This is a genomic window from Neoroseomonas soli (genome assembly GCF_018129065.1).
In the GTDB taxonomy this organism is placed as follows: domain Bacteria; phylum Pseudomonadota; class Alphaproteobacteria; order Acetobacterales; family Acetobacteraceae; genus Neoroseomonas; species Neoroseomonas soli.
Map to the genome: position 1 here is coordinate 1 of NZ_JAAEDM010000001.1, position 18,891 is coordinate 18,891.

Below are 18,891 nucleotides of genomic sequence, written 5' to 3' on the forward strand. Positions count from 1 at the left end.
GCTTCGCCGCAGCCGCCCCGCCGACCGATGCGACGCTGCGCCTGTCCTTCGAGGACGCCGCCCGCGCCGGCCGCGCCGCCAGCGAGGCCTCCCGCGAGGGCCAGGGCGTGCTCGATTCCGCCGTGACGCGGCTTTCGGGCCTCGTCACCGTCCGCCGCGGGCAGGAGGTGGTCTGGGGTGACGCCGCCGCCGCCGAGATCGAGCGCGCCCGCCGCGCCGTCGAGGCCGGTGACGTCGAGGGCGCGCTGGCGCACCTGGCGCGCCTGCCGGCCCCGGCGCAGGAGGCGATGCGCGCCTGGACGGATCAGGCCCGGGCGCTGACCGAGGCGCGTGCCGCCCTCGCCACGCTGGCCGCGGGCTGAGGTCGCGTCATGCGCCGCGCGCTCCTGCTGCTGGCCTCGCTCAGCGCCGTCACTGCCCTCGCGCTCTGGCTCGCCCGCGTCGGCGGCAGCGTGGAGGTCGAGGTTGGCGAGATCTGGGTCGGCATCACCTTCCCGATCGCGGTGATGGGCCTCGCCATCCTCTTCGCGCTGTTCCACACCATCCTGACTGCCTTCCACTGGGTGGGTGAACTGCCGGCCCGCCGCCGCGCCGCGCGGCGCGAGCAACGACGCGCCGATGGTGATGCCGCGGTGACCCGGGCGCTGGTGGCGCTCGCCGCCGGCACGCCGGAGGCGGCGCGCGTCGAGGTGCGCCGCGCGCGGATGCTGCTCGGCGAGACGCCGCAGACCCTGTTGCTCACGGCCGAAGCCGAGCGACTGGCAGGCCGCGAGGACGCTGCTGCGACCGTGTTCAAGCAACTCGCCGACCGCGGCGATGCGCGCTTCCTCGGCCTGCGCGGCCTGCTGCGCCAAGCGATGCAGCGGCAGGACTGGGCCGCCGCCCAGCGCCTCGCGAAGGAGGCCGAGGCCGCGCAGCCCGGTGCCGCTTGGCTGCGCGAGGAGCGCCAGGTGCTGGCGCTGCGCACCCATGACTGGCGCGAGGCGCTGGCCCTGTCGCCCCCCGACGCGTCGCGCGCGGCGCTGGCGCTGGCGGCGGCGATGCAGGAGGAGGACCCGGCGCGCGCCGCCGAGTTCGAGAAACAGGCCTTCGCCGCCGATTCCGCCTTCGCGCCCGCGGCGTTGGCCCATGCCAGGCGGCTGGCCGCGACTGGCTCGGCGCGCCGGGCGCGGGCGGTGCTGGAACAGTCATGGTTCGCGGCACCGCATCCCGACGTCGGCGCGGCGTGGATCGCGGGGGAGAAGGACAGCCTCGCTCGCGTGAAGGCGGTGGAGGACCTTATCCACCGCAATCGCGAGCATCCGGAAAGCCGCCTGCTGATGGCGCGCACCGCGATCGATGCCGGGCTCACCGGGCGTGCACGGACGGAGCTGGAGGCGCTGGTCGGGGCCGGCGCGGCGGACCGGCGGGCCTACCTGATGCTCGCCGAGCTCGAGGAAGTGGAGCACGGCGACACCGCCGATGCCCGGGCCGCGCAGGCGAAGTGGCTGCGCGCGGCGGCCAACGCGCAGGGCGCGCCGCGCTGGCGCTGCGCGTCCTGCGGGGCCGAGCACAATGCCTGGAAGGCGGAGTGCGCGGCTTGCGGGACGGTCGGGCGCATCGGGTGGTCGGCGGCGGGGTGATGGGAAGGTCGGGGGAGGGGAACCTCCCCCGAACCCCCTCCCTTCTTTGGATAGTTTGAGCCGGCGGGGCGGGTCAGGGGCGCCGCATGAACTCCGCAAGGCGCTCGGCAACCAGCATCACGGCGGGCTGGATGTTCGGGGAAGGGATCAGCGGGAAGGCGGAGGCATCCGCCACGCGCAGGCCCTCGATGCCGCGAACGCGCAATTCAGGGTCGAGCACCGCCATCGGATCCGTGCCCATTTTTGCGGTGCCGCAGGGATGGAAGACGGTGCCGGCGGTGGCGCGGATGTTCTCGAGGATCGCCTCGTCCGTCGCCGCTTCGGGGCCGGGGCGCAGTTCCTCCTCGATCAGCGAGGCGAGCGGTGCCTGCGCGGCGATCTTCCGCCCGAGATGCGCCGCGCCGAGCATGACGCGGATGTCGTTCGGGTGGTCGAGGTAGTTCGCGCGGATGCCGGGCTTGTCCTCGAAGCGGGGGGATTTCAGGAAGACCTCCCCGCGGCTGTCGGGGCGGCAGGCGCCGTAGTTGAACATGAAGCCGGGGAAGTCCTGCAGCCCCTTCATGTAGTCGAAGGTGGAGAAGTTCACGAAGAGGAACTGGGCCTCCGCTTCCTCGGCGCCGGGCGTCACGCGCGCGAAGGCGTTGGCCTCCCCCGCGCCGATGGACAGCGGGCCTTTGCGGGAGAGCAGGTAGTCGAGGCCCATCTTCGCCTTGCCGAAAGGCGAGCGCAGCATCTCGTTCAGCGTTCCGCAGGGCTTCGCGCGGTAGATGAACTTCGCGATCAGGTGGTCCTGCAGGTTCTTCCCCACGCCGGGGCTGTGGTGGACCACGGGGATGCCCAGCGCCTGCAACGCCGCGCCGTCGCCGATGCCCGAGAGCATCAGCAGCTTCGGCGTCTCGATCGCGCCGGCGGAACAGACCACGCTGCGGGTCGCGCGGAAGGTGACGGGCTGGCCGTTCTGCCGCGCCTCGACGCCGACGGCGCGGCCGTTCTCGACGATGATGCGCGTCGCCAGCACGCCGGTCTCGACGCGCAGATTGCCGCGCGCCATGGCCGGGCGGAGGTATTCCTTGGCCGTGGAGGACCGGCGGCCGCCATTGACGTTGAGCTGCACCGGCCCGGCGCCGTCGATCGGGCGGCCGTTGTTCCAGTCCGCGTTGCGGGGCAGGCCGGCGGCGACGCAGGCCTCGACGAAGGCGGCGGCGGCGGGGGCGAGCGCGCGCGGTTCGCGCACATGGATCGCGCCGGCGCTGCCGCGGGCAGGGTCGGGCGCGCCGTCCCAGTGCTCGATGCGGCGGAAGACCGGCTCGACCTCCTCATGCGACCAGCCGCGCGCACCGGATTGTGCCCAGCGGTCGAAGTCGTTCGGTGAGCCGCGGAGGAAGACGAGGCCGTTCACGCTGCCCGAGCCGCCGAGCACCTTGCCGCGCGGCCAGTGGATGCTGCGGCCGTTCAGGTTGGGCTCGGGCTCGGTCCGGTAGTCCCAGTCGTATCTCTGGCTGGCATAGAGCTTGGCGTAGCCGGCCGGCAGGCTGATCCAGATGTCGCGATCCGGCGGTCCGGCTTCCAGCAGCAGCACGCGGCAGGCGGGATCCTCCGACAGCCGCGCGGCCGCGATGCAGCCGGCGGACCCGCCACCGACGATGACGATGTCCGCCTCGGCCTTCATTTGGCCCGGCCGACTCAGACCTTCATGCCCTTCGGTGCCGCGGTCATCGGACAGGCCGCTCACGCCTCCATACGCACGCCGGTGCGCTCCACCACGCCCTTGAACTTGTCGAGTTCGGACTGGAAGAAGGCGCGCGCATCGGCCGGGGCGTTCGCGCGGCGATAGGGTGTGATTCCGGCGACGAGGAAGCGCTCGTTCAACTGCTGGTCGCGCAGCGCGGAGTTGATGGCGCGGTTCAGCGCGTCGGTGACCGCCGCGGGCATGCGCGGCGGGCCGACCACGGCGAACCAGTTGCCGATGTCGAAGCCCGGCATGCCGGATTCCGCGAGCGTCGGGATGTTCGGGAAGGCCGGGAAGCGCTCGAGGCCGGTGATGGCGATGCCGCGCACGCGGTTGTCGCGCACCTGCGCGGCGGCGGAGGCCAGGACTGCCACGCCCCAGGCGGTTTCCCCGCGCGCGATGCTTTCCACCATCAGCCCACCGGAGCGGTAGGGCACATGGGCGAACTTGCCGCCGAGGCCGAGCGTCACCGCGATCGATTCGGCAGCGAAGTGCGGGATGGAGCCGACGCCGGAGGAGGCGTAGGGCAGGTCGTCCTGCGGCCCGGCGCGCAGCTTCTGGACGGCCTCCGCCGCGTTCGCCGCCGGGAAGTTCGGCTTGGCGACCATGATGAGCGGGCCGTTCGCGACGACGGCGACATGGGTGAAGTCGTCCATTGGATTGTAGCGCGTGCCGCCCTGCATCGCGTGCGGAATGAGCGCGTGGGACGACGCTTCGTTCAGCATCAGCACGTAGCCATCGGCCGGCTGCCGGCGCAGCCAGTCCGCCGCGACGGTGCCGGACGCGCCGGGGCGGTTCTCGACCACGATGCGGGCATTGGGCCCGAGTTGGCCTTGCATGCGGTCTGCCAGCAGCCGCGCCGTGATGTCCGTCGAACCGCCTGGCGCGAAGCCGCTGACCAAGGTGATGACGCGGTCAGGGAAGGACTGCGCCCGCGCCACGGCGGGCGCGGCGAGGGCGGCAAGTGCGATCAGGCTGCGGCGATGCATGCGGACGTTCCCACGGTTGTTATCGTTTCGATCCGCAGGGAAGCGCCGAATGCCGGCGCCGGCAAGTGTGTCAGGCCGCCAGCGCCCGCGCGAAGACCGCCGGGTCGACGTTGCCGCCGCTGATGACCACGCCGATCACGCCGCCCTTCGCCGCCACCCTGCCCGCGAGCACGGCGGCGAGCGCGACGGAGCCCCCGGGCTCCGCGACCACCTTCAGGTGGTCGAAGGCGAAGCGCATGGCGCGGAAGACCTCGGCTTCCGTCACCGCGACGCCGCCGGCCAGGTGGCGATGGTTGATCGGGAAGGTCAGGGCGCCAGGCTGCTTCGACAACAACGAATCGCACAACCCGCTCGCGGGCGGCCCGTTCGCGACGATGTGGCCGGCCTCCAGTGATCGTCTCGTATCGTCCCAGCCTTCCGGCTCCACCGCCCAGACATCCGCCCGCGGCGCCAGAGCCTCGAATGCCAGCACGCAGCCAGCGGTCAGGCCGCCGCCGCCGGTGCAGACCGCGAAGACGTCCGGCACCAGGCCGAGCGCGGCGGCGTCCTCCAGCAGTTCGAGCGCGACGGTGCCCTGGCCGGCGATGACGTCCGGATGGTCAAAGGGCGGGATGATCGTGGCGCCGCGCTCGGCAGCGAGGACGCTTGCCAGCACGTCCCGGTCGACGCCGTGGCGGTCGAAGGGAACGATCTCCGCACCCCAGCGGCGCGTCGCTGCGATCTTGATGGCTGCGGCATCCGACGGCATCGCGATGGTCGCCTTCATGCCGAGCATGTGCGCGGCCGCCGCGCAGGCCTGGCCGTGATTGCCCGAGGAATGCGTGACGATGCCATGGCGCCTCGCCTCCGGGTCCATCAGCAGCGCCGCGTTGGTGGCGCCGCGCAGCTTGAAGGACCCCGTGCGCTGGAGCGGCTCGGGCTTGACCAGCACCGTCGCGCCGGTGAGTTCGTCGAGCAGGGGGTGACGCAGCAGCGGCGTGTGCAGGACACGTCCCGCAAGCCGGGCCGCGGCGGCGCGGACGTCCTCGAAGGTGGGGAGGGTGTCGCTCATGCCGCTTTCCTCTTCGCGAAGCGCCGCGGGTCGCACAGCGGCACCGCGGCGGCGAGCGGACCGGGATCCTCCCCCGCGACCAGCGCCGCGAGCAGCGCGCCCGCGGCGGGCGCCGTCTGCATGCCGTAGCCGCCCTGGCCGACCATCCAGAAGAAGCCCTTTTCCGTGCCCTCGCCGATCGCGAGGCCGCGGTCGGGCGTGAAGGTGCGCAGGCCGGCCCAGCGGTGCTCGATGCGCGAGACGGGGATGTCGAGCGCCTGCTGCATGCGGTCCACGGCGACGGCCACGTCGTACTCGTCCGGCTGCGCATCGCAGGGGTCGCTGTCGGTCTCGTCGGCGGGGCTGACCATCAGTTTCCGCCGTGCTTCCGCTCGCGCGTACCAGGTGTGGCCCGCATCGCCGAGCAGCGGCCAGTCGGAGCAGTCGTACTCGCCGGGATCGACGATGCAGGCGGTGCGGCGCTTGGGCTGCAGGCCGATGGGATCGAGGCCGGCGATGCGCGCCACCTCGTCGCCCCAGGCGCCGGCGGCGTCGACGATGACGGCGGCGGAGAAGACGTCGCCGGAGGAGGTCTCGGCATGCCACCGGCCGTCCTGCCGCCAGACGCGCCCGGCGCGGCTGCGCAGCGCGATCGTGCCCCCTGCTGCGCGCGCCTGGCGCAGGAAGCCCTGGTGCATGGCAGCGACATCGATGTCGAAGCAGTCGGCCTCCACCGCCGCCAGCGCGGCGTAGCCGTCGCGCAGTGCGGGGACCATGGCGCGCACTTCGCCGAGCGAAATCTCGCGTATGTCATCGCCCTCCGCGATCATCTCCCGGAGGTGGCCGACCTGATCGGGCGGGGCGAGGTGGATCACCGGGCGCGCGCGCATCAGCGGGGCCTCGGCGAAGCCGGGCGGCGGCGCTTCGAAGAAGGCGCGCGAGACGGCAGTCAGGATGCGCACATCCGGGCCGCCGTAGTTGCGGATCCAGATGGCGGCGGAGCGCCCGGTGGCGTGGTAGCCGGCGCTTTCCTCGGCTTCCAGCAGGGCGACCCGGCGGGTGGCGGAAAGATGAGCGGCGGCGGTGGCGCCGGCGATGCCGGCGCCGATGACGAGGGCATCGAATTCGTGGTGATCCATGGCGACGTCAGCGTGATGTCCGCAGGCGTCATGTGCAAGCCAGGGTTTTGTAATCCAGCTTAAAGGTCATAACCGGTTGCCATTCCCGATTTTCCCTGACTAACCTTCCGGTTACCGACAAGCGGGCCCGCCATCCGAGGTCCGCGCCGGGGAGAGAACGGAAGGGAAAGCATGTCGAAGCACGGGATCACCCGGCGCCATGTGCTGCGCAATGGGGCTGGCGTTCTGGCGGCGACCGCGGTCGGCGCGCCGATGGTGCATGCGCAGGGCACTGCCGGCAGCCTGCGCTTCGCATTCTGGGACCACTGGGTCCCGGGCGGCAACGATGCGCTGAAACAGCTCGCCCAGCGCTTCGGCGAGCAGAACCGCATCAACATGACGCTCGACTTCATCAATACCACCGGCAACCAGCTTCAGCTGACGATCGCCGCCCAGGCGCAGTCGCGCAGCGGGCATGACGGCATCAGCCTGCTGCCGTGGGATCCGGGCACCTACGCCGACCAGCTCGAGCCCTGCGACGACGTCATGCAGCGGCTCTCGGCGAAATTCGGCCCGGTGAACCCGGTCGCCGAATTCCTCACCAAGCGCAATGGCGCCTGGCGCGGCGTCCCGGCGACCTCCGGCACCCAGGCCAAGCCGGCCTGCGTGCGCTTCGACCTGCTGAAGCAGCATGCCGGCCTCGACATCCGTGAGATGTGGCCGGCCGCGAACCGTGCCGGCCCCGGCGCGGACCGCTGGACCTGGGACACCTTCCTCACTGCCGCCGAGGCCTGCCACAAGGCCGGCGTTCCCTTCGGCCTGCCGATGGGGCAGTTCACCGACGCGGTGGACTGGGTCGGCGCGGTGTTCCTCGGCTACGGCGCGCGCGTGACGGATGAGCGCGGCAACCCGACCATCCGCAACAACGCGGAACTGCGCCAGGCGATCGACTACCTGGTGCGTCTGTCGCGTTTCCTACCGAACGACGTCTGGGCGTGGGACGACGCCTCGAACAACCGGGCGCTGATCTCCGGCCGTTCGGCGCTCATCTTCAATCCGCCCTCGGCCTGGGCGGTGGCGAAGCGCGACGCCCCGCAGGTCGCCGAGAACTGCTGGACCGTGCCGATGCCGGCCGGCCCCAAGGGCCGCTTCCTTGCCTACCTGCCCTATGTGACGGGCATCTGGTCCTTTGGCCGCAACAAGACGGCGGCCAAGTCGTTCCTCGAATACATCACGCAGCGCGAGAACGCCGAGCTCTGCTCCAACATGTCGCAGGGCTACGACATCCCGCCCTTCCTCAGCATGTCCGACTTCAAGGTCTGGGAGACGGAAGGCCCGCCGGTTGGTTCGGTCTACAACTACCCGCTGAAGCCGCACCACCAGGCGACCTATTCGATCGCCTTCTCGCCGGCCCCGCCGGAACTGGCGCAGCAGATGTACCTGCAGGCGCTGAACACGAAGCTCATCGCCCGCATCTCGCAGGGCGGGGAGACGGTGGATGCCGCGCTCGGCTGGCTGGAGCGCGAGATCAACAACATGCGCCGCGGCGGCTGAGCCGCGCCGCACCGACGCCCGGGGCCTCGGCCCCGGGCGCCTGCATGTTCCGATCGAGGATAGACGAATGGCCGACGGCGCGAGCCTTGCCATCCCCAGCACCGCTGCTCCTGCCAGCGGATCCCTGAAGCGTTTCGCGCGACGGCGTTCCACTATCGCGTTGATCATGACATTGCCGCTGATCGCGGTGATCGGCGGCCTCGTCGTATGGCCGGCCGGCTACGCGATCCACCTCGCGACGCTGAACCGGCGCATGACCTCGTTCATCGGGCTCGGCAACTTCGAGATCCTTCTCGAATCCGAGACCTTCCGGATGGTCATCTTCCAGTCGGTATTCTTCGCGATCACCGCGGTGATCCTGAAGGCCGCGATCGGCTTCTGGCTGGCGCACATGCTGCACCACATCCCGGCGAACGGGCAGCGCAAATGGCGCGGCATGCTGCTGGTGCCCTGGGTGATCCCGCCGGCGCTGTCCACCCTCGGCTGGTGGTGGATGTTCGAGCCGACCTACTCCTCGATCAACTGGCTCCTCAACGTTTTCGCGATCCCGTCGGTGCCCTGGCTCGGCGAGCCGTGGTGGGCGCGGATCAGCGTCATCATCGTGAACGTGTGGTACGGCGCGCCCTTCTTCATGATCATGTACCTCGCGGCGCTGAAGTCGGTGCCCGAGCAGCTGTATGAAGCGGCGGCGATCGACGGCGCCACCTCCTGGCAGAGGCTGCGCTACGTGACCCTGCCGATGATGCGCAACATCATCTCGATCACGGTGCTGTTCAGCCTCATCGTCACCTTCGCGAACTACGACATCGTCCGCGTGCTGACCAATGGCGGGCCGCGCGACCTGACGCATGTCTTCGCATCCTACGCCTTCCAGGTCGGCATCCTCGCGGGCAACATCCCCCGCGGCGCCGCGGTGTCGCTGTTCATGTTCCCGATCCTGGCGGTCATCGCCTTCTTCGTGCTGCGCGGCGTCAACCGCCGGAACCGGGAGGAAGCGTGATGTCCACGACCACGGCCCCTGCCGAGCAGGGCATCTACCACACGGCCGGCAGCCTGCGGAGCGAGCGCCGCTGGGCGCTCTGGAGCGCCTACATCTCGCTGGTCGTCGCCGCGATCATCATGCTCGCCCCGCCGGTCTACATGCTGCTCACCAGCCTCAAGACCAGCGCCGAGGTCGCCGACCAGTCCGGTTCGCCCTGGTGGGTGCGCAACCCGACGCTCGAGAACTACTGGGCGCTGCTCGGCAACCGCATGTTCATCGACTTCTTCCTCAACAGCGCGAAGGTCACGATCGCGGTGGTGGCCCTCACCATGGTGATCTCGGTGCTCGCCGCCTTCGCGCTGGGGCGGATGCGGTTCTGGGGCAGCCAGGCGCTGGCGACAGGGGTATTCCTCACCTACCTCGTGCCGGATACGCTGCTGTTCATCCCGCTGTACCAGATCGTCGGCGGGCTCGGGCTGCTCGACAACGCCTGGGGGTTGGTGCTGGTCTACCCGACGCTGACGGTACCCTTCTGCACCTGGATCATGATCGGCTACTTCGCCTCGATCCCGAAGGAACTGGACGAGGCGGCGCTGATCGACGGCGCCAACTGGATGCAGATGCTCTGGAAGATCTTCATCCCGGTGGCGCTGCCCGGCATCATCGCGGCGACGATCTTTGCCTTCACCGTGTCCTGGGCGGCCTTCGTCTATCCGACCGCCTTCATCACCACGCCGTCCGAGATGCCGATGACCATCGGCGTCGTCTCCCAGCTCATCCGCGGCGACACCTTCGCCTGGGGCCAGCTCATGGCGGGCGCGCTGCTGGCGGCGCTGCCGCCGGTCGTCATCTATGCCTTCCTCATGGACTACTACATTGCCGGCCTGACCGCCGGTGCGACAAAGGGCTGAACACGCATGGCGCAGGTTTCGCTTCGCAAGATCGTCAAGGCCTACGAAGGCGGCGTGCAGGCGGTCAAAGGCATCGACCTCGAGATTTCGGACCACGAATTCGTGGTCCTCGTAGGCCCCTCGGGCTGCGGCAAGTCCACCACCCTGCGCATGATCGCGGGGCTGGAGGAGATCACCGACGGCGAGATCGCGATCGGTGGCACGGTGGTGAACGACATCCCGCCGCGCGACCGCGACATCGCCATGGTGTTCCAGAACTACGCGCTCTACCCGCACATGAGCGTGTACGAGAACATGGCCTTCGGCCTGACGCTGCGGAAGTTCCCGAAGGCGGAGATCGACAAGCGCGTGAAGGAGGCGGCGCGCATCCTCGACATCATGCCGCTGCTCGAACGCAAGCCGAAGGCGCTCTCGGGCGGCCAGCGGCAGCGCGTGGCGATGGGCCGCGCCATCGTACGCGACCCCAAGGTGTTCCTGTTCGACGAGCCGCTGTCGAACCTCGATGCCAAGCTGCGCGTGCAGATGCGCACCGAGATCAAGAAGGTCCACCAGACGGTGAACACCACCACCGTCTATGTCACGCACGACCAGGTGGAGGCGATGACGCTCGCCGACCGCGTGGTGGTGATGAACCACGGCGTCATCGAGCAGGTCGGGCCGCCGCAGGTGCTCTACCACAGCCCGGCGACCAAGTTCGTCGCCGGCTTCATCGGCAGCCCGGCGATGAACTTCATCCCCGCGCGCCTCGAGCAGGCCTCCGGCGCGCTGCGGCTGCACCTGACGCAGGGCATCAGCCTGGACATTCCGGCGGCGCGCACCGAGCGCTACCGCCAGCATGCGGGCAAGGACGTGCTGTTCGGCATCCGGCCGGAGCACCTGACCGACGACAAGCCCACCGACAAGACCAACCCGGCCCCGCTGACGCTGACGCCGGAAGTCATCGAGCCGATGGGCATGGAGACCCTGGCGCATTTCAAGCTCGACGGCGCAGAGATCTCCGCGCGGCTCGACCCGGCCACGCCTGCCGCGGTAGGCGCGCCCTTGCGCCTCATCGCGCACATGGATCAGATGCACCTCATCGATCCCACGACCGACAAGGTGCTTTGAATGAAACGTCTGGAAGGAAAGTCCGCCTGGGTCACCGGGGCGGGCAGCGGCATCGGGCGCGCCATCGCCATCGCTTTCGCCCAGGAAGGCGCCAAGGTCGCGCTGACCGGCCGCCGCACCGGCCCGCTCGAGGAAACGGCGGGGATGATCGGCGACGCCGCCATCGTCGTGCCGGCCGACCTGACGAACGATCAACAGGTCGCGGCCGCGCTGGCGAAGGTGGAATCCTCCATCGGAGGCCCGGACATCCTGGTGAACAACGCCGGCGTGAACCTGCCGAAGCGCTACCTGCACCAGTTGACGGCCGAGGCGATCCACAGCCTGGTGGACGGCAACCTGACGGCCCCGTTCCTCACATCCGTCGCGGTGCTGCCGGGGATGCGCAGGCGCGGCGGCGGGCACCTGATCCAGATCGCCTCGATGGCCGGGAAGAACATCTCCTTCCTGTCGGGCCCCGGCTACACGGCGGCGAAGCATGGCTTCGTCGCGCTGTCGCAGGCGATCAACCAGGAGAACGGGATCCACAACATCCGCTCCTGCTGCATCTGCCCGGGTGAGGTCGCCACCGACATCCTGAAGAACCGGCCGGAGCCCGTGCCGCAGGAGGACATCGAGCGCCTGCTGCAGCCCGAGGACATCGCCGCGATGGCGCTGTTCGTGGCGACCATGCCGGCGCGCGCCAACATCACCGAGATGCTGGTGACACCGACCTATATGCGGCTGCTGGCACCGCAGGCGAAGAAGATCGCCGCGATGTAGTTCGATGCCGGGGGAGGAGAACCACCTCCGGCGCCCCCTCCCTTCCTCGCCGCCTGGTGCCGCGCTTCGCGGTCAGTTCCCAACGGTCGAAGAAGGTCGAGGGGGGTTTGGGGGGAGACGTTCTCTTCTCCCCCCGCCCTTCTTCCCCGGGACACCCACGATGGACATGCTTCACATCCCTGTCGACGCGCTCGAAACCCTCGTGCGCGACGTTTTCAGCGCGGCCGGCTGCGATGGAGCCGAATCGGGCCGCATCGCGACGCATCTCGTCGGCGCGAACCTTGCCGGCCATGACAGCCATGGCGTGGTGCGCGTGCCGCGCTACGTGGAGTGGCTCGAGGCGGGCTACGTCGTGAAGGGCCAGGATGCGGAGGTCGTCACCGATGGCGGTTCCTTCGCCGTGCTCGATGGCAAGTGGGGCTTCGGCCAGACGGTGGCGCCGCAGGCGGTGGCGCTGGGCATCGAGCGTGCCAGGCAGCAAGGCGTCTGCATCACCGCATTGCGCAATGCGGGCCATATCGGCCGCGTCGGCGACTATGCCGAGCAGGCGATCGCGGCCGGGCTGATCTCCATCCATTTCGTCAATGTCGCGGGCAGCGTGCTGGTCGCGCCCTTCGGCGGGGTGGAGCGGCGGTTCTCGACCAACCCCGTCTCGATCGGCGTGCCGCTGCCGGGCAAGCCGCTGGTGCTGGACTTCGCGACGTCGCTCGTCGCGGAAGGCAAGGTGCTGGTGGCGTCGAGCGGGGGCAAGAAGCTCCCGGAGGGCGCGCTGATCGAACCGGACGGACGGCTTTCCACCGACCCGCACACGCTCTACGGCCCGTATGACGCAGTGGGGCCGCGCAACCCGGCGAACGGCCAAGGCGCGATCCGCGCGTTCGGCGAGCACAAGGGTTCGGGCCTTGCCTTCATGTGCGAGATGCTGGCCGGCTGCCTCACCGCCGGCGGCACCTCCGGTCCGGTCAGCGGGCGTGGGCGCATCGCCAATGGCATGCTCTCGGTCTTCCTCTCGCCGCAGCATTTCGGCACGCAGGAGGAATTCGAGCGCATGGGGCTGGTCTATGCCGACTGGATCTCCGCCACCCGTCCTGCCGACCCGGCGCAGCCCGTGCTGCTGCCCGGGGAGCCGGAGGCGCAGCGCCGCGCGGACCGCCTGAAGAACGGCGTGCCGCTGCCGGCCGAGACCTGGTCCAACATCCTGGCCACGGCGACGCGGCTCGGGGTCAAGAGCCCGGTCTGAGTCACCAGGTGTCGCGGTGCTCGTAGCCCTGGCGGAGCCAGTCCACCAGGGGCAGCGGGCGCCGGCGCTGCTGGCGCGCGGCCTGGCGGCGGGCATGGATCTCCCGCAGCAGCACCTCGCCGCCCGGCAGCCGGCCGAGGGTCAGGCGGCGCGTGAAGCGCTCCGTCGTGCCGGGATGGCGGCCAAGCACGAGCACGCCCGCTTCCGGCAATTCTGCCGCCAGCAGGTCGATCATCCGGTCGGCCTCGTCCGGTTCCAGCGCAGCCGTGGTGTCGCCCAGCAGGATCCAGCCCGGCTTCTGCAGCAGGATGCGCGTGAAGGCGAGGCGCTGCATCTCGATGACGCCGAGGTTGCGGTCCCAGTCCGCCTCCTCGGACAGGCGTGGCACGAGCCCCGCGAGGCCCGTCGCCGCGAGGGCTCGCTCGACTTCCTCCGCGGCGTAGCGTGAGGGCGGTTCGGGAAAAACGATCGCGTCGTGCAGCGGGCCTTCGGGCAGGTGGGGGCGCGCGCCGACGGTGGCGATTTCCTCCTCCGGCGGCAGGTCCACGATTCCCTGGCCCCACGGCCAGATGCCTGCGAGCACGCGGAACAGCGCCTGTGCCGATTCGGCATCGCCATCCACCAGCACGCGTTCCCCCGGGGTGACATTCAGCGTGATGTCGGAGAGCAGCGCCGTGCCGTCCGGTGCCGCGACGCAGAGGCCGCGCGCACCGAGCCCACGGCCGGGCGAGCGGTCGAGCACGATGGCGTCCGGCCCCGTGCGCGCGGCCTCCGTCGCGACGATGCGCACGCCTTCCTCCAGCGCCAGCACGCGCTCCACCGAGGCGCGCCATTCGGCGATGCGCTGGAGGTTGTCCACCGGCCAGGAAAGCGCGGCCGTCACCTGCTGGAAGGCCTGCGCCGTCTGCATCAGCCCGCCGAGGGAGATGACGCCCTCGATGTAGCGCGGCGTCGTCACCAGGATGGGGAAGACCGGCGCGAGGGTGAGGTAGCCGGCGGAGAAGCCCGTCAGGCGCGAAAGCCCCGCGGTCTGCGCCGACCAGGCTGGGCCGATGGTGTCGAACAGCGCGGCGATGCGAGAGCGCTCCCGCCCCTCGCCTCGTGCCAATGCGATGGGCTCGGCCGTCTCGCGAGCGCGCACCAGGCCGAAGCGAAAATCGGCCTCGCGTGTCTGGCGCAGGTCGGTGGCCCGCACCAGCGGCCGGCCGAGAAGGAAGGCGACGGCGGAACCCACCACGGCATAGACGAGGGAGAGCGCCACCATGTGTCCCGGCACCGGAACGCCGAACAGGTTCACCCAGCCCGAGAGGTTCCACAGCACGCCGACGAAGGTGATCAGCAGCAGCGTCGCGTAGAGCAGCGAATGCGCGAGGTCGATCGCATACTCGGCGGCGATGCGGATGTCCTCGGCGATGCGGCCGTCGGGATTGTCGTGGTCGCCCGGGATCTGCGCGACCTGGTAGTGGCGCGCCTCGGCCATCCAGTCGCCGACGACGCGGCGCGTCAGCCAGTCCCGCCAGGCGAGGTTCACCCGGCGGCGCGCTACCATATGGAGGGCATTGGCAAGCACGGCGCTGCCGACGATCAGCGTGAAGATGCCGATCTGCGTCATGAAGCGGTCCATCGAGCGCCGTTCGAGCGCATCGAAGAAATCCGCGTTCCAGATGTTCAGCCGGATGGCGATCGCAACCTGGGCGGCACCGAGCAACGCCATCGTCGCCGTCCAGAAGCGTGCCGCCCAGCGCTGCCGGCCGCGCAGCCAGAAGGGGCCCGCCAGGCGGAGGAAGTCGCGGAAGAACCGCGTGTTTCCCGGGTGGTCGGCCGGTTCGGTCATGCGCCGGTCGCGTGCTCCCTCAGCCTCGTGCTCATCGTGGCGCGGTGCCGTCCAGGAAGGCGCGGAGCGCGGCGACCTCCTCCGCAGCCGCGGGATCGGCCAGTCGCGCGTAGAGGGCCCCGGCCCCCTGGTAGATGTTGGAAGCGGCCGCGTCCTCCTGGGTGAAGTCGGCGATCTCCTCCATCTCCCCGGCCCAGCGATAGGCCTTGCCGAACATGGCCGGCACCATGCGCCCGAACCAGGCGGTGAGCGCGGGCTGGCTGGCGGCGAGTTCGGCGCGCAGCGCATCGCCCGCCCCGGCGCGGGAAGCGGCGAGCATCATGGCCGACCCGATCGCGACAAGCCCCTTGGTGATGCCGGCATAGGACATCTTGAGCGCCGAGGCCGCCCCGATCGGTCCCTGCACCACCCGGATATCGAGGCCGCGCCCCGCGAGCAGCGCCTCGAATGACGCCGCCTCGTCGCCCGAGGCATAGACCACCGGACCGGCATAGCCTTCCCGCGGCGGGCCGCCGATGATGCCGGCATCCGCCAGGCGCAGCCCATGGACGCCGAGCAGCGACGCGATGCCCTGCATCGTCGCCGGGCTGACGGCGTTGCAGTCCACGTAGAGCGGGGGCCTGGCGACGCCGGAGAAGACCGGCGCCAGCCGTTCCGCCGTCGCCAGCGCCTCGGCCGGCGGCAGGATGGAGAGGAAGGCGTCGGCCTCGGCCAGCCCGGCCTCGGACACCGGCTCCATGCCCGCCGCGGCGGCACGGGCCGCGCTGGCGGCGCTGCGGCCATCGAGGCATGTCAGCACCCGCACACCCTGCGCGTGGAGCCGGGCGGCGATGCCCGCGCCCATCGCCCCCTGCGCGAGGATGGCCACCACCGGCCTCTGCATCCGCCTGCTCCTTCTTCTTCTTCCGCGAGGGCGCCGAGGGTGAACCCGCAGCGCGCCGAGTCCAAGCCTGGAGGCGGCATTGCCGGTCCGGGCGGCGGCGCATAACCTTCCCTCCGCCGGAAGCGCCCGAAAGCCTTCGGCGGGAAGGACATGTCGGGTGCCACGCGCCGGGCCGGCCAAGGCCGGTGGGATATGGGGGCGCGTCTCCCTTCCCGGCAATGGCAGGAAGGGAGTGATCCGCATGACCACCATCACGCCCAGCGGCGGTGTCCTCGGCGCCCGGGTGACGGATATCGACCTTTCGCGCCCGGTGAGCGCGGCGGACTTCGCCACGATCCTGTGCGCGCTCGGGCGGTACGGCGTGCTGTGCTTCCCGGACCAGTTGCTGGAGCCGGCGGCGTTGCGGGACTTCTCGCTGCGCTTCGGCAGCATCCAGACCTCGGTGACCGGCAGGTTCCAGGACCCGCAGGTGCCGGAGGTCGGCATCCTCTCGAACATGGTCGAGAACGGGCAGCCGATCGGCCTCGCGGATGCGGGGCAGGACTGGCACACGGACATGTCCTATCGCGACACCATGGGCTTCTTGAACGTGCTGAACGCCCACAAGGTTCCGCGGCGGGACGGGAAGGCGCTGGGCTCGACCGTCTTCGCCAACATGCACGCGGCCTATGACGAACTCGACCCGGCGCTGAAGAGGCGGCTGGAGAACGCCACCGCGACGCACGACTTCAACAAGTTCTGGGACATGATGGTGAAGCGCGGCAATGGCCGCCAGCCATTGACGCCGGAACAGCGCGCCAAGCGCCCGCCCTCGGTGCATCCGGTGTTCCTGACGCATCCGATCACCGCGAGGAAGGTGCTCTACTGCAATCCGGGCTATGCGGTGCGCATCAACGAACTGCCCGAGGCCGAGAGCGACCGCGTGCTGGAGGAACTCTTCGAGCACCAATTGGATCAACGCTTCCTTCACACACATGTGTGGACCGAGCGCGACCTGCTGATCTGGGACAATATCGGCACGCTGCACAATGCCATCCCGGACTACGGGCCGAACGAGCACCGGTTGATGAAGCGCTGCCAGGTGATGGCGGACAGGATCTTCCAGCCGGACTTCGTGCGCCAGGCGCTGGCCGCCTGATGCGCTGGATCCGCTTCACGGCCGAGGGCCGCACCGCCTGCGGCATCCTGGAAGGGGACCGCATCGCCGAGGTCGCGGGCGACCCCTTCCGCGGCTATGAAGAGACCCCCCGTCGCCACGACCTCTCGGCCGTGAAGATCGAGGTGCCGGTGATCCCGCCCACCTTCTACGCCGCCGGGCTCAACTACGTGGAGCACGTCAGGGAAGGCGCCGCGAAGCGCGGCGAGGTCCCGCAGATACCGACGAAGCCCGACATGGGCTACCGCGCCGCCAATGCCCTGATCGCGCACGGGGAGACCGTCATCATCCCGGCCGATGCCACCGAGAAGGTGCACTACGAGGGCGAGCTCGTCGCCGTGGTCGGCAGGAAGGCGAAGCATCTCAGCGAGGATGAGGCGCTGTCCTGTCTGCTCGGCTGGACCATCGGCAACGATGTCAGCGAGCGCACCTGGCAGAAGTCCGACCGCACCTTCTGGCGATCCAAGAACACCGACACCTTCAAGCCGATGGGGCCGTGGATCGAGACCGATCTCGACCTCGACGCCGCGGTCACGACGGTGCGGCTGAACGGGGAGGTGCGCACGCGGTTCGCCACCAACCACATGCTGTTCGGCGTGGCGAAGTTCATCTCCACCATGACGCGCTACCTGACGCTGCATCCGGGCGACGTGATCTGGATGGGCACGGACGGCGTCTCGCCCGACCTGAAGTCCGGCGATGTGGTGGACATCGAGATCACGGGCATCGGCCACCTGACCAATCCGTTCCAGCGTGAGGAAGCGTAGTTCCGTGAATGTTCCGCATGAGCGCGTGCGCGCGCAGATCGAGGCCATCCTGCATGCCTGGGGCATGGAGCCGGACCTGGTGCAGACAACGGTCGAGGCGATGGCCGAGACCGACCTGATGGGCGTCGACAGCCACGGCATCTCGATGCTGATGACCTACGAGAAGCGCGTGCAGGAAGGGAAGCTGAAGCTCAACGCCCGCCCGCGCATCGAGAAGCAGAACGCCTGCACGGCACTGATCGATGCCGGGGCGGGGCTCGGGCATCCGGTCTCCGCCTTTGCCATGAACCTCGCGGTGGACAAGGCGAAGGAAGCCGGCGTCGGTGTGGTCGGCGTGCGCAATTCCCACCATTTCGGGGCAGCCGGGGTCTATGCGCGCATCGCGGCGAAGCGCGGCGCGATCGGCATGGTCACCTCCGCGACGCGCGGCGTGGCGATGGTGCCGACGCGCGGCGCGATGCCGGTGCTCGGCACCAACCCCATCGCCTTCGCCGCGCCGGCGAAGCGGAACGAGCCCTTCGTGCTCGACATGGCGACGACCACGACCGCCGCGGGCAAGGTGAAGGTCTATGACCTGAACGAGAAGCAGATGCCGGCGGGCTGGGTGCTGGACGGCAAGGGGCAGCCGGTCACCGATCCGCGGCGCGGCTTCCAGATCGTCTTCGACGAACCGGAGGGCGGCCTCTCGCCCCTCGGCGGCTCGCCGGAGATGGCGAGCCACAAGGGCTACGGCCTGGCGATGATGGTGCACATCCTAGGCGGCACGCTGGTCGGGTCCTCCTTCTCGCCTATCCGCAACCGCACGCAGAAGCCGGAGGACCCGGACGACATCGGCCATTTCTTCATGGCGATCGACCCGAACGCCTTCCGCTCGCCGGGGGAATTCGAGAACGACCTCGACGACGTGATCGACGTGCTGCATGCGACCCCGGCCGCCGACCCGGCAAGGCCGATGCTGGTCGCCGGCGAGCCGGAGGAAGCAGAGCGTCGGCGGCGGCTTAAGGATGGCATTCCGATCCCGGCCTCGCTCGACCACCTCATCCGCGGCATCTGCGAGCGGTCTGGTGCGGCCTACCTCCTGGCGCCCCGGGAAGCGGGCGCTCCGTGATGGCAATTTCGTGAAGGCGTTGGCAGGCTCGTCCCCCTTTGACATGATCGGCTGACTCCGTCCGTCCCGGCGCGCTATCACTGGCATGGCCACACCAGGGCA

At 70.0% G+C, this 18,891-nt stretch carries 16 protein-coding genes and 1 pseudogene; 11 read left to right on the plus strand and 6 right to left on the minus strand.

Features of this window, described 5'->3' with window-relative positions:
- Together GXW76_RS00005 and GXW76_RS00010 are read left to right on the plus strand one after the other, a co-directional pair.
- A pseudogene (locus GXW76_RS00005) lies at positions 1 to 362 on the plus strand (COG4223 family protein); the annotation flags it as partial.
- A gap of 9 nt (positions 363 to 371) precedes the next feature.
- Entirely contained in the window at positions 372 to 1,622 is a 1,251-nt protein-coding gene (locus GXW76_RS00010) for a heme biosynthesis HemY N-terminal domain-containing protein (RefSeq protein ID WP_211859836.1), read from the plus strand.
- A 73-nt stretch (positions 1,623 to 1,695) separates the two neighbouring features.
- On the opposite strand, the gene GXW76_RS00015 is transcribed toward GXW76_RS00010, so the two are convergent.
- From GXW76_RS00015 to GXW76_RS00030, 4 genes are all read right to left on the minus strand, one after another.
- Complete coding sequence (locus GXW76_RS00015) at positions 1,696 to 3,291, minus strand: GMC family oxidoreductase (RefSeq protein ID WP_211859838.1); 1,596 nt, start codon at positions 3,289 to 3,291, stop codon at positions 1,696 to 1,698.
- Between the two features lie 59 nt (positions 3,292 to 3,350).
- On the minus strand, positions 3,351 to 4,340 hold the full coding sequence (locus GXW76_RS00020; protein ID WP_211859840.1) for a Bug family tripartite tricarboxylate transporter substrate binding protein: 990 nt from the start codon (positions 4,338 to 4,340) through the stop codon (positions 3,351 to 3,353).
- A gap of 70 nt (positions 4,341 to 4,410) precedes the next feature.
- On the minus strand, positions 4,411 to 5,391 hold the full coding sequence (locus tag GXW76_RS00025) for a threonine ammonia-lyase (RefSeq protein ID WP_211859842.1): 981 nt from the start codon (positions 5,389 to 5,391) through the stop codon (positions 4,411 to 4,413).
- Positions 5,388 to 6,509 carry an NAD(P)/FAD-dependent oxidoreductase gene (locus GXW76_RS00030; RefSeq protein ID WP_211859843.1) on the minus strand — a complete coding sequence of 374 codons (1,122 nt, stop codon included), beginning with the start codon at positions 6,507 to 6,509 and terminating at the stop codon, positions 5,388 to 5,390. Before GXW76_RS00030 ends, GXW76_RS00025 begins: the two co-directional genes overlap by 4 nt.
- Before the next feature lie 171 nt (positions 6,510 to 6,680).
- Between GXW76_RS00030 and GXW76_RS00035 the strand changes: the two genes are divergently transcribed.
- The 6 genes from GXW76_RS00035 to GXW76_RS00060 all read left to right on the plus strand — a co-directional run bounded on the left by GXW76_RS00035 (position 6,681) and on the right by GXW76_RS00060 (position 13,041).
- Positions 6,681 to 8,042: an ABC transporter substrate-binding protein gene (locus tag GXW76_RS00035; protein WP_211859844.1), complete on the plus strand. Its 1,362-nt coding sequence runs from the start codon at positions 6,681 to 6,683 to the stop codon at positions 8,040 to 8,042.
- Positions 8,043 to 8,109: 67 nt separating this feature from the next.
- Positions 8,110 to 9,042 carry a carbohydrate ABC transporter permease gene (locus GXW76_RS00040; protein WP_211859845.1) on the plus strand — a complete coding sequence of 311 codons (933 nt, stop codon included), beginning with the start codon at positions 8,110 to 8,112 and terminating at the stop codon, positions 9,040 to 9,042.
- Positions 9,042 to 9,935 (plus strand): carbohydrate ABC transporter permease, encoded by an 894-nt coding sequence (locus GXW76_RS00045; protein ID WP_211859846.1) that lies wholly within the window; start codon positions 9,042 to 9,044, stop codon positions 9,933 to 9,935. The genes GXW76_RS00040 and GXW76_RS00045 overlap by 1 nt, the downstream gene beginning before the upstream one ends.
- 6 nt (positions 9,936 to 9,941) lie before the next feature.
- Complete coding sequence (locus GXW76_RS00050; RefSeq protein ID WP_211859847.1) at positions 9,942 to 11,042, plus strand: ABC transporter ATP-binding protein; 1,101 nt, start codon at positions 9,942 to 9,944, stop codon at positions 11,040 to 11,042.
- Positions 11,043 to 11,801: an SDR family oxidoreductase gene (locus tag GXW76_RS00055; protein WP_211859848.1), complete on the plus strand. Its 759-nt coding sequence runs from the start codon at positions 11,043 to 11,045 to the stop codon at positions 11,799 to 11,801. It abuts the gene before it with no gap.
- 160 nt (positions 11,802 to 11,961) lie between these two features.
- Positions 11,962 to 13,041: a malate/lactate/ureidoglycolate dehydrogenase gene (locus tag GXW76_RS00060; protein ID WP_211859849.1), complete on the plus strand. Its 1,080-nt coding sequence runs from the start codon at positions 11,962 to 11,964 to the stop codon at positions 13,039 to 13,041.
- A gap of 1 nt (position 13,042) precedes the next feature.
- On the opposite strand, the gene GXW76_RS00065 is transcribed toward GXW76_RS00060, so the two are convergent.
- Both GXW76_RS00065 and GXW76_RS00070 read right to left on the minus strand, forming a co-directional pair.
- Positions 13,043 to 14,875, minus strand: a complete 1,833-nt coding sequence (locus GXW76_RS00065) for an ABC transporter ATP-binding protein/permease (RefSeq protein WP_211859851.1) — start codon at positions 14,873 to 14,875, stop codon at positions 13,043 to 13,045.
- A gap of 31 nt (positions 14,876 to 14,906) precedes the next feature.
- A complete protein-coding gene (locus tag GXW76_RS00070) occupies positions 14,907 to 15,758 on the minus strand; it encodes an NAD(P)-dependent oxidoreductase (protein ID WP_211859852.1) in 852 nt (283 codons plus the stop codon).
- Positions 15,759 to 15,999: 241 nt separating this feature from the next.
- Here GXW76_RS00070 and GXW76_RS00075 point away from each other — a divergent pair, with 241 nt between their 5' ends.
- The 3 genes from GXW76_RS00075 to GXW76_RS00085 are packed head-to-tail and all read left to right on the plus strand — an operon-like array spanning position 16,000 to position 18,789.
- Positions 16,000 to 16,896, plus strand: coding sequence for a TauD/TfdA dioxygenase family protein (locus tag GXW76_RS00075; protein WP_211859853.1), 897 nt, complete (start codon positions 16,000 to 16,002; stop codon positions 16,894 to 16,896).
- Positions 16,896 to 17,681 carry a fumarylacetoacetate hydrolase family protein gene (locus tag GXW76_RS00080; protein ID WP_211859854.1) on the plus strand — a complete coding sequence of 262 codons (786 nt, stop codon included), beginning with the start codon at positions 16,896 to 16,898 and terminating at the stop codon, positions 17,679 to 17,681. Before GXW76_RS00075 ends, GXW76_RS00080 begins: the two co-directional genes overlap by 1 nt.
- Positions 17,682 to 17,685: 4 nt before the next feature.
- Entirely contained in the window at positions 17,686 to 18,789 is a 1,104-nt protein-coding gene (locus GXW76_RS00085; RefSeq protein WP_211859855.1) for an Ldh family oxidoreductase, read from the plus strand.
- Positions 18,790 to 18,891: the final 102 nt, after the last annotated feature.